The 13,260-nt window shown below is 59.2% G+C and carries 8 protein-coding genes and 1 pseudogene; 1 reads left to right on the forward strand and 8 read right to left on the reverse strand.

Annotation, left to right across the window (positions count from 1 at the left end; all coding sequences use genetic code 11):
• Positions 1-35 precede the first annotated feature (35 nt).
• The 6 genes from glgP to asd form a co-directional block, all read right to left on the reverse strand.
• Positions 36-2,483, reverse strand: a complete 2,448-nt coding sequence (gene glgP, locus CE636_RS13305) for a glycogen phosphorylase (protein ID WP_004202135.1) — start codon at positions 2,481-2,483, stop codon at positions 36-38.
• 17 nt (positions 2,484-2,500) lie between these two features.
• Positions 2,501-3,934 carry a glycogen synthase GlgA gene (gene glgA, locus CE636_RS13310; RefSeq protein WP_004202133.1) on the reverse strand — a complete coding sequence of 478 codons (1,434 nt, stop codon included), beginning with the start codon at positions 3,932-3,934 and terminating at the stop codon, positions 2,501-2,503.
• Positions 3,934-5,229: a glucose-1-phosphate adenylyltransferase gene (glgC, locus tag CE636_RS13315; RefSeq protein WP_002920566.1), complete on the reverse strand. Its 1,296-nt coding sequence runs from the start codon at positions 5,227-5,229 to the stop codon at positions 3,934-3,936. The genes glgA and glgC overlap by 1 nt, the downstream gene beginning before the upstream one ends.
• 79 nt (positions 5,230-5,308) lie before the next feature.
• Positions 5,309-7,285 (reverse strand): glycogen debranching protein GlgX, encoded by a 1,977-nt coding sequence (gene glgX / locus CE636_RS13320; protein WP_017899969.1) that lies wholly within the window; start codon positions 7,283-7,285, stop codon positions 5,309-5,311.
• On the reverse strand, positions 7,282-9,468 hold the full coding sequence (gene glgB / locus CE636_RS13325) for a 1,4-alpha-glucan branching enzyme (RefSeq protein ID WP_017899970.1): 2,187 nt from the start codon (positions 9,466-9,468) through the stop codon (positions 7,282-7,284). The genes glgX and glgB overlap by 4 nt, the downstream gene beginning before the upstream one ends.
• Before the next feature lie 237 nt (positions 9,469-9,705).
• Positions 9,706-10,812, reverse strand: a complete 1,107-nt coding sequence (gene asd / locus CE636_RS13330; protein ID WP_017899971.1) for an aspartate-semialdehyde dehydrogenase — start codon at positions 10,810-10,812, stop codon at positions 9,706-9,708.
• Positions 10,813-10,915: 103 nt separating this feature from the next.
• Here asd and CE636_RS13335 point away from each other — a divergent pair.
• Positions 10,916-11,278: pseudogene (locus CE636_RS13335) on the forward strand (hypothetical protein).
• Here the strand turns inward: CE636_RS13335 and gntU are convergent.
• Together gntU and gntK are read right to left on the reverse strand one after the other, a co-directional pair.
• A complete protein-coding gene (gntU, locus tag CE636_RS13340) occupies positions 11,275-12,615 on the reverse strand; it encodes a gluconate transporter (RefSeq protein ID WP_004202127.1) in 1,341 nt (446 codons plus the stop codon). The pseudogene CE636_RS13335 and the gene gntU overlap by 4 nt on opposite strands.
• Positions 12,615-13,145 carry a gluconokinase gene (gntK, locus tag CE636_RS13345; protein WP_004202126.1) on the reverse strand — a complete coding sequence of 177 codons (531 nt, stop codon included), beginning with the start codon at positions 13,143-13,145 and terminating at the stop codon, positions 12,615-12,617. Before gntK ends, gntU begins: the two co-directional genes overlap by 1 nt.
• Positions 13,146-13,260 lie beyond the last annotated feature (115 nt).

Genomic DNA, 13,260 nt, shown 5'->3' on the forward strand with positions numbered 1-13,260 from the left:
GGGCCAAATGGCCCCGTTGTGTTGCGTTGACTGGCTTACAGCCTTACCGGGTCGATATGCCAGATATATTTCGCGTACTCCTGGATCGTCCGGTCGGAAGAGAAGTAGCCCATGTTGGCAATATTCAGCATCGCCTTATAGGCCCACTCTTCCGGATGTTGATACAGCTCGTCGACGCGATCCTGGCAGTCCACATAGCTGCGATAGTCCGCCAGCACCTGGTAGTGGTCGCCAAAGTTAATCAGCGAATCCAGCAGGTCGCGGTAGCGCCCCGGTTCCGACGGGCTGAAAACGCCGGTACCGATCTGCGTCAGCGCCTGGTGAAGCTCTTCATCCTGCTCGTAGTATTCGCGCGGTTTATAGCCACTGCGACGCAGCTCCTCCACCTCTTCCGCGGTGTTACCGAAGATAAAGATATTCTCTTCGCCCACGTGCTCCTGCATCTCCACGTTCGCCCCGTCGAGGGTGCCGATAGTCAGCGCGCCGTTAAGGGCAAACTTCATATTACTGGTACCAGAAGCTTCCGTGCCTGCGAGGGAGATCTGTTCCGACAGGTCTGCTGCCGGAATGATCAGCTGCGCCAGGCTGACGCTGTAGTTGGGGATAAAGACCACCTTCAGCTTGTCGCCAATCTGCGGATCGTTATTGATTACCGCTGCCACATCGTTGATCAGGTGAATAATATGCTTGGCCATGTAGTAGGCTGAAGCCGCCTTACCGGCGAAAATATTCACCCGCGGCACCCACTCGGCCTGCGGATCGGCTTTGATCCGGTTATAGCGGGTAATAACGTGCAGCACATTCATCAGCTGGCGTTTGTACTCGTGAATGCGTTTGATCTGCACATCAAACAGCGCCTTCGGATTCACCACCACATTGAGCTGCTGCGCAATATAGCTGGCCAGCCGCTGTTTGTTTTCCAGTTTAGCCTGACGCACCGCCTGGTTGACCGTCGGATAGTCGATATGCTGCTTCAGCTCGTCAAGCTGGCTCAGATCGGTCCGCCAGGTGCGGCCGATATGCTCATCCAGCACTTTCGACAGCGGCGGGTTGGCCAGCGCCAGCCAGCGGCGCGGCGTGACGCCGTTGGTCACGTTGGTAAAGCGCATCGGGAAAATTTTAGCGAATTCGGCAAACAGCGACTCCACCATCAACCGGGAATGGAGCTCCGACACCCCGTTGACTTTGTGGCTGACCACCACCGCCAGCCAGGCCATCCGCACGCGACGGCCGTTGGACTCGTCAATGATCGAGGTACGGCTGAGCAGCGCGGTATCGTTGGGATACTGCTCCTGCAGAGTCTTGAGAAAGTAGTCGTTAATCTCAAAGATAATCTGCAGATGGCGCGGGAGAATTTTACCCAGCATATCCACCGGCCAGGTCTCGAGCGCTTCGCTCATCAGGGTATGGTTAGTATAGGAGAAGACCTGGCAGGTCACCTCGAACGCCTCGTCCCAGCTGAATTTATGCTCATCGATAAGCAGGCGCATCAGCTCCGGTATCGATAGCACCGGGTGGGTATCATTCAGGTGAATGGCAATCTTGTCCGCCAGGTTGTCATAGGTCTTATGCAACATGTAATGGCGGCTCAGGATATCCTGCACCGTGGCCGAGACGAGGAAATACTCCTGGCGTAGGCGCAGCTCGCGGCCGGAGTAGGTTGAGTCGTCCGGATAGAGCACGCGGGAGACGTTTTCGGAGTGGTTCTTATCCTCTACCGCGGCGAAATAGTCACCCTGATTGAACTTACCGAGGTTTATTTCGCTACTGGCCTGTGCGCTCCATAGACGCAGCGTGTTGGTGGCGTCAGTGTCAAAGCCGGGGATAATCTGGTCGTAGGCTTCAGCGATGATCTCTTCCGTCTCAATCCAACGGGTTTTCTTCCCCTCCTGCTGAATGCGGCCGCCGAAGCGCACTTTATAGCGGGTATTGTGGCGCTCAAACTCCCACGGGTTACCGTACTCCAGCCAATAGTCAGGGGACTCTTTTTGCCGGCCATCGACGATATTCTGTTTAAACATCCCGTAGTCGTAGCGGATCCCATAGCCGCGTCCCGGCAGGCCTAGCGCCGCCAGGGAGTCAAGGAAGCAGGCCGCCAGGCGGCCCAGACCGCCGTTGCCAAGCCCGGGGTCGTTCTCTTCATCGATCAGCTCTTCGAGATCGAGCCCCATCTCCGCCAGCGCGCTGCTCACATCGTCATAGATGCCGAGCGACAGCAGGGCATTCGAGAGGGTACGGCCGATCAGGAACTCCATCGACAGATAGTATACCTGGCGCACTTCCTGCGAGAGCTGCGCGCGGTTGGAGCGCAACCAGCGCTCCACCATGCGATCGCGAACGGCAAACAGCGTGGCGTTAAGCCATTCATGCTTGTTGGCGATGGCCGGATCTTTGCCGATGATAAACATCAGCTTATAGGCAATAGAATGCTTTAACGCCTCAACGCTCAGCGTCGGTGATGCATAGCTAAAGGGTACATTCATAACAATGACTCCAGTGGTTACATCAAGCGTTGATAAAGTTCGCGATAGGAGTTCGCGGCAACCTGCCAGCTAAAATCCATATTCATCGCCTGACGCTGCACATAGCGCCAGAGCGATGGGCGCGACCAGAGGACAAAGGCGCGACGAATAGCGCGCAGCAATGACAGCGCATTGCTGTCCTCAAAGACAAAACCTGTCGCCAGACCATCGGCAAGGTTCTCCAGCGAACTGTCTGAGACCGTGTCCGCCAGACCGCCGGTGCGGCGCACCAGCGGCAGCGTACCGTACTTCAGACCGTACAGCTGGGTCAGGCCGCAGGGTTCAAAGCGGCTCGGGACCAGAATGACGTCGGCGCCCCCCATAATGCGGTGGGAGAAGGCCTCATGGTAGCCAATCTGCACGCCCACTTTGCCTGGATGTTCGGCGGCGGCGGCGAGGAACCCTTCCTGCAGCACCGGATCGCCGGCGCCCAGCAGCGCCAGCTGGCCGCCCTGCTCAAGCAGGCCCGGCAGCGCTTCGAGCACCAGATCCAGCCCTTTCTGGCTGGTGAGACGGCTGACGACAGCAAACAGCGGCGCTTTATCATCGACCTTCAGGCCCATGGCGATCTGCAGCTGACGCTTGTTCTCCGCCTTCTCCTCCAGCGTGTCGCGATCGTAGCGCATCGGCAGCAGGAGGTCGTTTTGCGGGCTCCAGATACCGTCGTCAACGCCGTTGAGAATTCCCGACAGCCGTCCTTCATGATGGCGCTGACGCAGCAGCCCCTCCATGCCGTAGGCGTACTGCGGCTCGGTGATCTCGCGCGCGTAGGTCGGGCTCACCGCCGTAATATGATCGGCGTAGTAAAGACCGGCCTTCAGAAACGAGATCTGGCCGTTAAACTCGAGGCCATGCATGTTGTAAAACGACCACGGCAGTTCGATATCATTCATATGCCAGGAGTAAAACATCCCCTGGTACGCCAGGTTATGCACGGTAAAGACCGATTTAGCCGGGCGGCCGCGCGCCGCCAGGTAGGCCGGCGTCAGGCCGGCGTGCCAGTCGTGGGCATGGACCACATCCGGTCGCCAGAATGGATCCAGTCCGCTGGCCATTTCGCTTCCCACCCAGCCCAGCAGCGCAAAGCGCAGAACGTTGTCGGTATAAGCGTGCTGGTTGGTATCGTGGTAAGGGCTCCCCGGCCGGTCATAGAGATGCGGGGCGTCTATCAGATAGATCCCCACGCCGTTAAAGTGGCCGTACAGCAGCGTGATCCGCCCGGCGAACGTATCCCGGCGGGTCACCACCTGGGCATCCACCACGCCGCGGCGGATATCAGGAAACGCCGGCAACAGCACGCGCGTATCGATACCCTCCGCGATTTGCGCCGCCGGCAGCGCGCCGATGACGTCCGCCAGACCGCCCGTCTTTAACAGCGGGAACATCTCAGAACATACATGTAAGACCTGCATTAGCGCTCCTGTTTGTGCCCCAATTTCCGCAGCATGTCGCGGGTCACCAGCACGATACCTTCCTCTGAGCGATAGAAGCGGCGTGCATCCTCTTCCGCGTTCTCACCAATCACCATACCTTCCGGGATGACGCAGGCGCGGTCAATCACGCAGCGACGCAGGCGGCATGAGCGCCCCACCCAGACATCTGGCAACAAGACTGCCGAATCAATGTTACAGAATGAGTTCACCCGCACGCGCGGGAACAGCACCGACTGCACCACCACCGACCCGGAGATAATGCACCCCCCGGAAACCAGCGAGTTCAGGGTCATGCCGTGGCTACCGGAGCGGTCCTGCACGAACTTCGCCGGCGGCAGCGATTCCATATGGGTACGGATCGGCCAGTTCTGGTCGTACATATCCAGCTCCGGCGTGACTGACGCCAGATCGAGGTTGGCCTTCCAGTAGGCTTCCAGCGTCCCCACGTCGCGCCAGTACGGCTCGGCGTTCGGGTCGGACTGCACGCAGGAGAGCGGGAAAGGATGTGCATAAGCCATGCCAGCTTCAGTGATCTTCGGAATGATGTCTTTGCCGAAATCATGGCTGGAGTTCTCGTTGCGATCGTCTTCTTCCAGCAGCTCATAAAGATAGGCGGCGTCAAAGACATAAATGCCCATGCTGGCCAGCGATTTGGTCGGGTCGGTCGGCATCGCCGGCGGGTTGGCGGGTTTCTCGACAAACTCAATGATCTTTTCGTTTTCGTCGACCGCCATGACGCCGAAGGCGGATGCCTCTTCAATGGGCACCGGCATGCAGGCCACGGTGCAACGCGCCCCTTTTTCGACATGGTCGATCAGCATGCGCGAGTAGTCCTGCTTATAAATATGGTCGCCCGCGAGGATCACCACGTACTCGGCCTTGTAGCGGCTGATGATATCCAGGTTCTGCGTCACCGCATCCGCCGTGCCGCGATACCAGTTTTCGCCGTGTACGCGCTGTTGAGCCGGCAGCAGATCGACAAACTCGTTCATCTCTTCGCTGAAGAAAGACCAGCCGCGCTGGATGTGCTGCACCAGCGTATGCGACTGATACTGGGTAATAACGCCGATGCGGCGGATCCCTGAGTTAATGCAGTTAGATAATGCGAAATCGATAATACGGAACTTGCCGCCGAAGTGAACGGCAGGTTTCGCACGCTTAATGGTGAGATCCTTAAGCCGGGTGCCACGGCCGCCCGCGAGGATCAACGCCACGGATTTGATGGGTAATTGACGCGCCAGCATCAGCGGATCGTTTTTTTCAAGCCTAACCATGATTAACTCCTTTTTACACCCCCGCTTTCCTGCTCATCCCGCCGCGCCGCCGCCACGGGTTTACCGGAAGCTTCAGGGCTTACGACCTTTGAAATACGCACACTCCGTGCGCGGGCCCATGCCAGACAGCCATGATGACCGGATTATCCTCTCCGGCGAATGGAGGAACGGCGCGCCATTCCCCCTCGGGTAAAACCATATCGACCACCTCTGCGGTGGCGTTCAGCGTGAGCAGCCAGCGATCCGACAACTGGATTTGCATACACGCTGCACCCTGCTGCCACTCCCCGGCAGTCAGCGGCTGGGCATTGCGATTAAGCCAGCGGACGCTGCCATCCCCCTCCTGCCACCAGCGGTTGCGGGTGAGCGCCGGAATGCGCCGGCGCAGGTGGATCAGCGCCGCGGTAAAGGCGGTTAATCCCGGGTTCGCCTGGCGCCAGTCCAGCCACGTCAGGGCATTGTCCTGGCAGTAAGCATTATTGTTACCGTGCTGGCTGTGGCCCTGCTCATCGCCCGCCAGCAGCATCGGCGTCCCCTGAGCCAGCAGCAGCGTCGTCAGCAGCGCATGCACGCTGGCGCGTCGCCGTTCAACCACCGCAAAATTAGCTTCTAATCCTTCTATACCATGATTGTTGCTGTAGTTATTGTTAGTCCCATCGCGATTCTCCTCCCCGTTTGCCTCATTGTGTTTCTGATTGAAACAAACGCAGTCGCGCAGCGTGAAGCCATCGTGGGCCGTCACCAGGTTGACCGTCGCCGATGGCGGCTTGCCATCACGGGCAAAGAGATCGCTGGAGGCCGCGAAGCGTTGCGCAAAATCCCCCAGGGAGACGTTTTGCTGCAGCCAGAAGCGGCGGGCGCTATCGCGAAAATGGTCGTTCCACTCGGCGAACAGCGGCGGAAAATTGCCCACCTGGTAGCCCCCCGGGCCGATATCCCAGGGTTCGGCGATCAGTTTCACCTGCGACAGCACGCTGTCGTGGCGGATAGCCTCGAACAGTGGCGCATCCTGGCGGAATTCCGGCGTCCGCCCCATCACTGAGGCGAGATCGAAGCGAAAACCGTCGACATGGCACTCATCCACCCAGAAGCGCAAACACTGGCGCGCCAGTTCCACTACCCCCGGGTGGCTGAGATTGAGCGTATTCCCGCACCCGGTCCAGTTGTGATAATCACCATCTTCCCTTACCCAATAATAGCTACGGTTGTCGATTCCGCGCAGGGAGACGGTGGGACCTTCAAGATCGATTTCCGCGCTATGGTTGAGCACGATATCCAGTATCACTTCGATACCGGCGGCGTGCAGCGCCTTAACCGCATCGCGAAACTCATCCAGGGCGCGCGTCGGGTCGCTGGCATAGCGCGGATCCAGCGCGAACCATGCCAGCGGGTTGTAGCCCCAGTAGTTACTCAACCCCATCCGCTGCAGTCGCGGCTCGCTGGCGAACTGCGCCACCGGCAACAGCTCAAGGGCGCTAATGCCCAGCGATTTGAAGTAAGCGATCATTACCGGGTGGCCCAGCGCCTTATAAGTTCCGCGAATAGCTTCCGGCAGCTGCGGATTAAGCAGGGTGAGCCCTTTCACGTGCGCTTCATAAATCACCGTTTCCCCCCACGGGGTACGCGGCGGTTGATCGCCCAGCCAGTCGTAATGCAGATCCACGACCTGCGATTTTGGCGCTATCGCGGCGCTGTCGCGATGATCCGGCTGCCACATTCCGCCGTGCAGGCGTTCGTCGTCCGGCAGCTCGCCTTCCACCCGGTGCGCGCAGGGATCGAGCAGCAGCTTGGCCGGGTTAAAGCGGTGTCCCTGCGCCGGATCCCAGGGACCATGCACCCGGTAGCCGTAGCGCAGGCCCGGCCCGACGCCAGCCAGCCAGCCGTGCCAGATGTCGCCGCTGCGCGCCGGGAGATCGAAGCGTTGCTCGTTGCCCTGCTCGTCGAACACGCACAGCTCCACCCGCTCCGCGTGGGCGGAGAAGAGGGCGAAGTTCACCCCTTTGCCGTCATAGCTGGCGCCCAACGGCGCAGGTTTGCCTGCCGCGAGGGTGGTCATTGCGCCTCCCGGACCAGCCAGATCGTCGCCAGCGGCGGCAGGGTCAGGGACAGCGAATGTTCGCGACCGTGGCTGGGGATAGCATCGCTTTCCACCACGCCGCCGTTGCCCTGGTTGCTGCCGTGATAGTGCATTGAGTCGGTATTCAACGCCTCGCGCCAGCGGCCCGGCTGGTTGATGCCGAAGCGGTAGTCATGGCGCGGTACCGGCGTGAAGTTGCTGGCGACGATAATCTCGTTCCCGGCCCGGTCGCGGCGCACAAAGACAAACACCGAGCGCTCATGGTCGTCGACCACCAGCCATTCGAAGCCGTACGGGTCGAAATCCAGCTCGTGCAGCGCCTTATGGTGGCGATAGGTATGGTTCAGGTCGCGCACCAGCCGCTGAACGCCGTGGTGCCAGTTGTCGCCGCCCTCCAGCAGATGCCAGTCGAGGCTGCCGTCGTGGTTCCACTCGCGGCCCTGAGCGAACTCATTGCCCATAAACAGCAGCTTTTTCCCCGGGAAGGCGAACAGCCAGCCGTAGTAGGCGCGCAGGTTAGCGAACTTCTGCCAGGCATCCCCCGGCATGCGGTCGAGAATCGATTTTTTGCCGTGCACCACTTCATCGTGGGAGAGCGGCAGCACAAAGTTCTCGGTGTAGTTGTAGAGCATGCCGAAGGTCATTTTGTCGTGATGGTAGCGGCGATGCACCGGATCGAGCTTCATGTAATCCAGGGTGTCATGCATCCAGCCGAGGTTCCATTTGAACCAGAAACCGAGGCCGCCGCCGGCTGGCGGACGGGTTACCCCGGCGAAATCGGTGGACTCTTCCGCCATGGTGACCGCGCCCGGCGTCTGTTCGCCAAGGATGCGGTTGGTGTTGCGCAGAAACTCAATGGCTTCCAGATTTTCCCGGCCGCCATATTCGTTAGGGATCCACTCCCCCGCCTTGCGGCTGTAGTCGCGATAGATCATCGAGGCCACCGCGTCGACGCGCAGCGCATCGATGCCGAAGCGTTCGATCCAGTACAGCGCGTTACCCACCAGGTAGTTGCTGACTTCCCGACGTCCGTAGTTGTAGATCAGGGTATTCCAGTCCTGGTGATATCCCTCGCGCGGATCGCTGTGCTCATACAGCGAAGTGCCGTCAAACGAGGCAAGGGCAAAATCATCCGCCGGAAAGTGGCCGGGCACCCAGTCAAGAATGACGTTCAGCCCGGCGGCGTGCGCGGCGTTGATAAAGTAACGGAAATCGTCACGAGTGCCGAAACGGCGGGTCGGTGCATAGAGGCCGGTAGGTTGATAGCCCCAGCTGCCGTCGAACGGGTGCTCGTTAACCGGCAGCAGCTCGAGATGGGTGAAGCCCATCCATTTCGCGTAGGGGACCAGCTGGTCGGCCAGCTCGCGGTAGCTCAGCCAGAAATTATTGTCGGTATGGCGACGCCAGGAGCCGAGATGCACTTCATAGATAGAGATCGGGGCATCAAACTGGTTCGCCGCTCTGCGGTCCGCCGGCTGTTCCACTTTGGGCGGCAGGTCGCAGATAAGCGAGGCGCTTTCCGGACGCATTTGCGACTCAAAGGCGTAAGGGTCGGCTTTGACCCGCAGGTGGCCGTGGGCGTCAATCAGTTCGAATTTATACAGCTGGCCATTGTGCGCGCCGGGAACGAACAGCTCCCAGATCCCGGACTCTTTGCGGAATCGCATCGGGTGGCGTCGACCGTCCCAGTAGTTAAACTGCCCCACCACCGAGACACGGCGGGCGTTCGGCGCCCACACCGAGAAACGGGTGCCGGTAACGCCGTCCATGGTGGCGGCATGCGCGCCCAGCGTTTCGTAAGGGCGCAGGTGGGTCCCTTCCGACAGCAGCCAGACGTCAAGATCCTGCAGCAGCGGACCAAAGCGATAAGGGTCATCAATCAGATTCTGCTGTCCGTGCCAGGTGACGGCCAGCTGATAGCGAAAGGCGTTTTTACGCCGCGGCAGAACGCCGCTGAAAAAACCACGCGAGTCGAGGCATTCGAGCTTGCCGACTTTGCGTCCGGTTTTTGGTTCAATAACCCACACATCGGTGGCATCGGGTAATAATGCGCGCACTTCCAGCCCGGCGTCGGTACGGTGCATGCCGAGCACGGAAAAAGGGTCCGCGAAATGACCGGCGATTAGCGCATTAATCACGTCTCTATCGATATGATTAGACATGCTTTCATCCTGTTGTAAGTGTCGCTCATTCCTGTAACTGGCGACTTTTTTGACCTGAACGGCGCAGCGCTTTTTGCATCCTTCTGCTCCGTCCCACCTTCAGGTAAGGAATTCCTTACTTAAAGCATAGCCAAGGCTGAGTTACCTCCGTGGGGAAAAATCTAACATCCGCGTTTACTCCTTGTATTACGCAAAAAAAAAGGGGGCTCGAAGACCCCCTTTCTGTTCATCCTGTGCTTACGCCAGCTGGCGAAGCATCCGGCGCAGCGGCTCGGCGGCGCCCCACAGCAGCTGGTCGCCAACGGTAAAGGCCGACAGGTATTCCGGTCCCATATTCAGTTTACGCAGGCGTCCGACCGGGGTGGTCAGGGTGCCAGTCACCGCGGCTGGGGTCAGCTCGCGCATGGTAATGTCGCGATCGTTCGGTACCACTTTGGCCCACGGGTTGTGCGCGGCCAGTAGCTCCTCAACGGTCGGGATAGAGACATCTTTTTTCAGCTTGATGGTGAACGCCTGGCTGTGGCAGCGCAGCGCGCCAACGCGGACGCACAGGCCGTCTACAGGGATAACGGACGAGGTGGCGAGGATCTTGTTGGTCTCCGCCTGGCCTTTCCACTCTTCGCGGCTCTGGCCGTTATCCAGTTGTTTGTCGATCCACGGGATCAGGCTGCCCGCCAGCGGAACGCCGAAGTTATCCACCGGCAGCTCGCCGCTGCGGGTCAGCGACGTCACTTTGCGCTCGATTTCCAGAATGGCGGAAGCCGGGTCCGCCAGCTCTGTCGCGACGTGGTTGTGCAGCTGGCCCATCTGGCTCAGCAGTTCGCGCATATGACGCGCGCCGCCGCCGGAAGCCGCCTGGTATGTCGCCACGCTGACCCACTCCACCAGATCCTGGGCAAACAGGCCGCCGAGGGACATCAGCATCAGGCTGACGGTACAGTTGCCGCCGACAAAGGTTTTTACGCCGTTGTTCAGGCCGGCGGTGATCACGTCCTGGTTAACCGGGTCGAGGATAATGATCGCATCGTCCTTCATGCGCAGCGAAGAGGCCGCGTCAATCCAGTAACCCTGCCAGCCGCTTTCGCGCAGCTTCGGGTAAATCTCGTTGGTGTAATCGCCGCCCTGGCACGTGACAATAATGTCCAGTGCCTTCAGCGCGTCCAGATCGAACGCATCCTGAAGCGTGCCACCGGTGCTACCGCCGAATGACGGCGCTGGCTGTCCCAGCTGGGAGGTAGAGAAGAACACCGGGCGAATGGCGTCGAAATCGCGCTCTTCAACCATGCGTTGCATGAGAACAGAGCCGACCATTCCGCGCCAGCCGATAAAACCAACATTTTTCATAACGTATTCCTGCGAGGTGTGTGCTGTTTGTGCCTGACCAGTTTCCAACTGGATTATCCCTCACCTTACAAAATGCAGCTAAAGTCGCAAGTGAAATTAATCAATGATTGCTGAACAATCAGAAAAGCAACTTATCCTGCGCATTGTCCACCGTCGCTGGTAGTCGTCAAAATCGCAATGATTATCGGGGAAATCACCCAGGGAATGGAACATTTTCCGTTGCGATTTTATTGATCCTGATTATGGATTAAGCACGAAATCGGCTGATTTTCCCCTTGCCAAAAAGAAGCAACAAACCCAGGTGCAGCAAGGCTTGCTGAAGGATACGAGCATCGTCGTAGCGCTAATAAGGGCGAGGAGCCGGAAGAGAAAAGAGGGAAAAAGCGCGGCTTATTGCCGGGAAGCCAGGGTAAACGGCGTTACCCTGGCTTTTGGCCTCCCGCGAGCGGGTGACGAACAGACTTAGCTCAGCAGCTGGAAGGCAATCATGCCGACAATCGCCCCGGTGGTGCCGAGGATGGTTTCCATCATCGTCCAGGTTTTCAGCGTCTGGGCTTCGGTGGCGCCGGTAAATTTACCGAACAACCAGAAGCCGGCGTCGTTCACGTGGCTCACCACAATCGAGCCGCCGGCGATACAGATAGATAATGCCGCCATCTGCGCGCCGCTGTAGTTCAGCTGCTCAATCACCGGCATCACCAGGCCGACAGCCGTCAGGCACGCCACGGTGGCAGATCCCTGGATGATACGCACCGCCGCCGCCAGCACGAAGCAGGTAATGGCGATCGGCAGCCCCATGCCGGTCAGCGCTTCACCAAGCGCCGGGCCGACGCCGGAGTCAACCAGCACCTGCTTGAAGACGCCGCCAGCCCCGATCACCAGCAGGATAATTCCCGCCGGCTGCAGCGCATGGCCGCAGATCTCCATTACCCGGTCTTTCGCCATCCCCTGACGTACCGCCAGGCCGTAGATCGCCACCAGGCAGGCCACCAGGATCGCGGTGAACGGGTGACCGATAAATTCGAACCATTCGTAAGCGGTAGACCCCACCGGTACAAAGCGCGCGGCGATGGTTTTCAGGCCTACCAGCACCAGCGGTAGCAGGATCAGCGACAGGCTGAAGCCGAAGGAGGGCATTTTGCCTTCGCCGAGATGCGGCTCGGTCACGTCGTCAGGAATATGCAGCTCAACGTAGCGGCTGATGAAGTTGCCCCACAGCGGCCCGGCGATAATCATCCCCGGAATTGCCGCGCACAGGCCAATCAGGATCATCCAGCCAAAGTCGGCGTGCATTTGCGACGCCAGCAGCATCGGCGCCGGTCCCGGCAGCAGGAACGCTGCGGCGGCGGCCACCCCGGCAAACAGCGGGATCACCAGCTTCACGAGGTTAGTGCCGGTATGGCGCGCCATCGAGAAGGCGACGCTGATCAGTAGTACGATCGCCACTTCGAAAAACAGCGGCAGCGCGCAGATGAGGCCGGCGAGACCAATCGCATAGTGCGCGCGATTGTGGCCGAAGGATTTGAGCATCTTGACGGCAATCTGATCGACCGCCCCCGTTTCATGTAGGATCTTGCCGAACATCGCGCCCAGCGCGACGACGATCGCCAGGAAGCCCAGCGTACCGCCCATCCCCTTCTCCATCGTCGCCGCGATTTTATCCAGCGGCATGCCGGAGAAGAGACCTGCACCAATAGAAACCACCATCAAAGCCACGAAGGCGTGCATCCGCGCCTTCATGACTAAAAACAGCAGCAGCAATACCGAGCCGACTGCTGTTAAAACAAGCGTTAAAGTACTCACTAGTGACTGCCTTTGTTGATCACCTCAATGGTGCTGGCCACCACGCCTTCCAGCGGCTGGTCGATATCGACGATAAGCACATCGCTCTCGTCGGCGCCTGGTTCCTGCAGCGTTTCAAACTGCGTCACCAACATTTGGGTTTTGAAGAAGTGCCCTTTACGCGCCTTCAGACGGTTTTCGATCACCTCGAAGTCGCCTTTCAGGTAGATGAAGGAGAGGTTCGGGTTGCCCTTGCGCAGAATGTCGCGATAGCTCTTCTTCAGCGCCGAGCAGACGATCAGCGACACCTTATTGGTACGCTGCATGGCAAACGCGGCGTCATTTAACGCCTGCAGCCACGGGGTACGGTCGTCATCGTTGAGCGGCTCACCGGAAGCCATCTTGGTGATATTGCTGCGCGGATGCAGAAAGTCGCCGTCGAGAAACGCGGCATGCAGCTGATGCGCCACTTCGCTGGCGACAGCGGATTTTCCGCTACCGGAAACGCCCATCAGAACGTAGACGTGGTGATCATGATTAGTCGTGCTCAAAGCATCCTCCCACCGGACAGGTACGCCGCGCCGTGGCTGACTCATTGAGCGCGAAGGCGGCATATCGGTTAATTGTTACGGGTAACTGTTATCGGTAACATTGTCATGCCGGACC

The organism is Klebsiella sp. LY, from assembly GCF_004010915.1.
Lineage (GTDB): Bacteria > Pseudomonadota > Gammaproteobacteria > Enterobacterales > Enterobacteriaceae > Klebsiella > Klebsiella quasipneumoniae.

Excerpts from the sequence above, each read along its gene's own strand:
- glgP (WP_004202135.1), bottom strand. The coding sequence starts at position 2,483 with ATGAATGTACCCTTTAGCTATGCATCACCGACGCTGAGCGTTGAGGCG.
- glgA (WP_004202133.1), bottom strand. The coding sequence starts at position 3,934 with ATGCAGGTCTTACATGTATGTTCTGAGATGTTCCCGCTGTTAAAGACG.
- glgC (WP_002920566.1), bottom strand. The coding sequence starts at position 5,229 with ATGGTTAGGCTTGAAAAAAACGATCCGCTGATGCTGGCGCGTCAATTA.
- glgX (WP_017899969.1), bottom strand. The coding sequence starts at position 7,285 with ATGACCACCCTCGCGGCAGGCAAACCTGCGCCGTTGGGCGCCAGCTAT.
- glgB (WP_017899970.1), bottom strand. The coding sequence starts at position 9,468 with ATGTCTAATCATATCGATAGAGACGTGATTAATGCGCTAATCGCCGGT.
- asd (WP_017899971.1), bottom strand. The coding sequence starts at position 10,812 with ATGAAAAATGTTGGTTTTATCGGCTGGCGCGGAATGGTCGGCTCTGTT.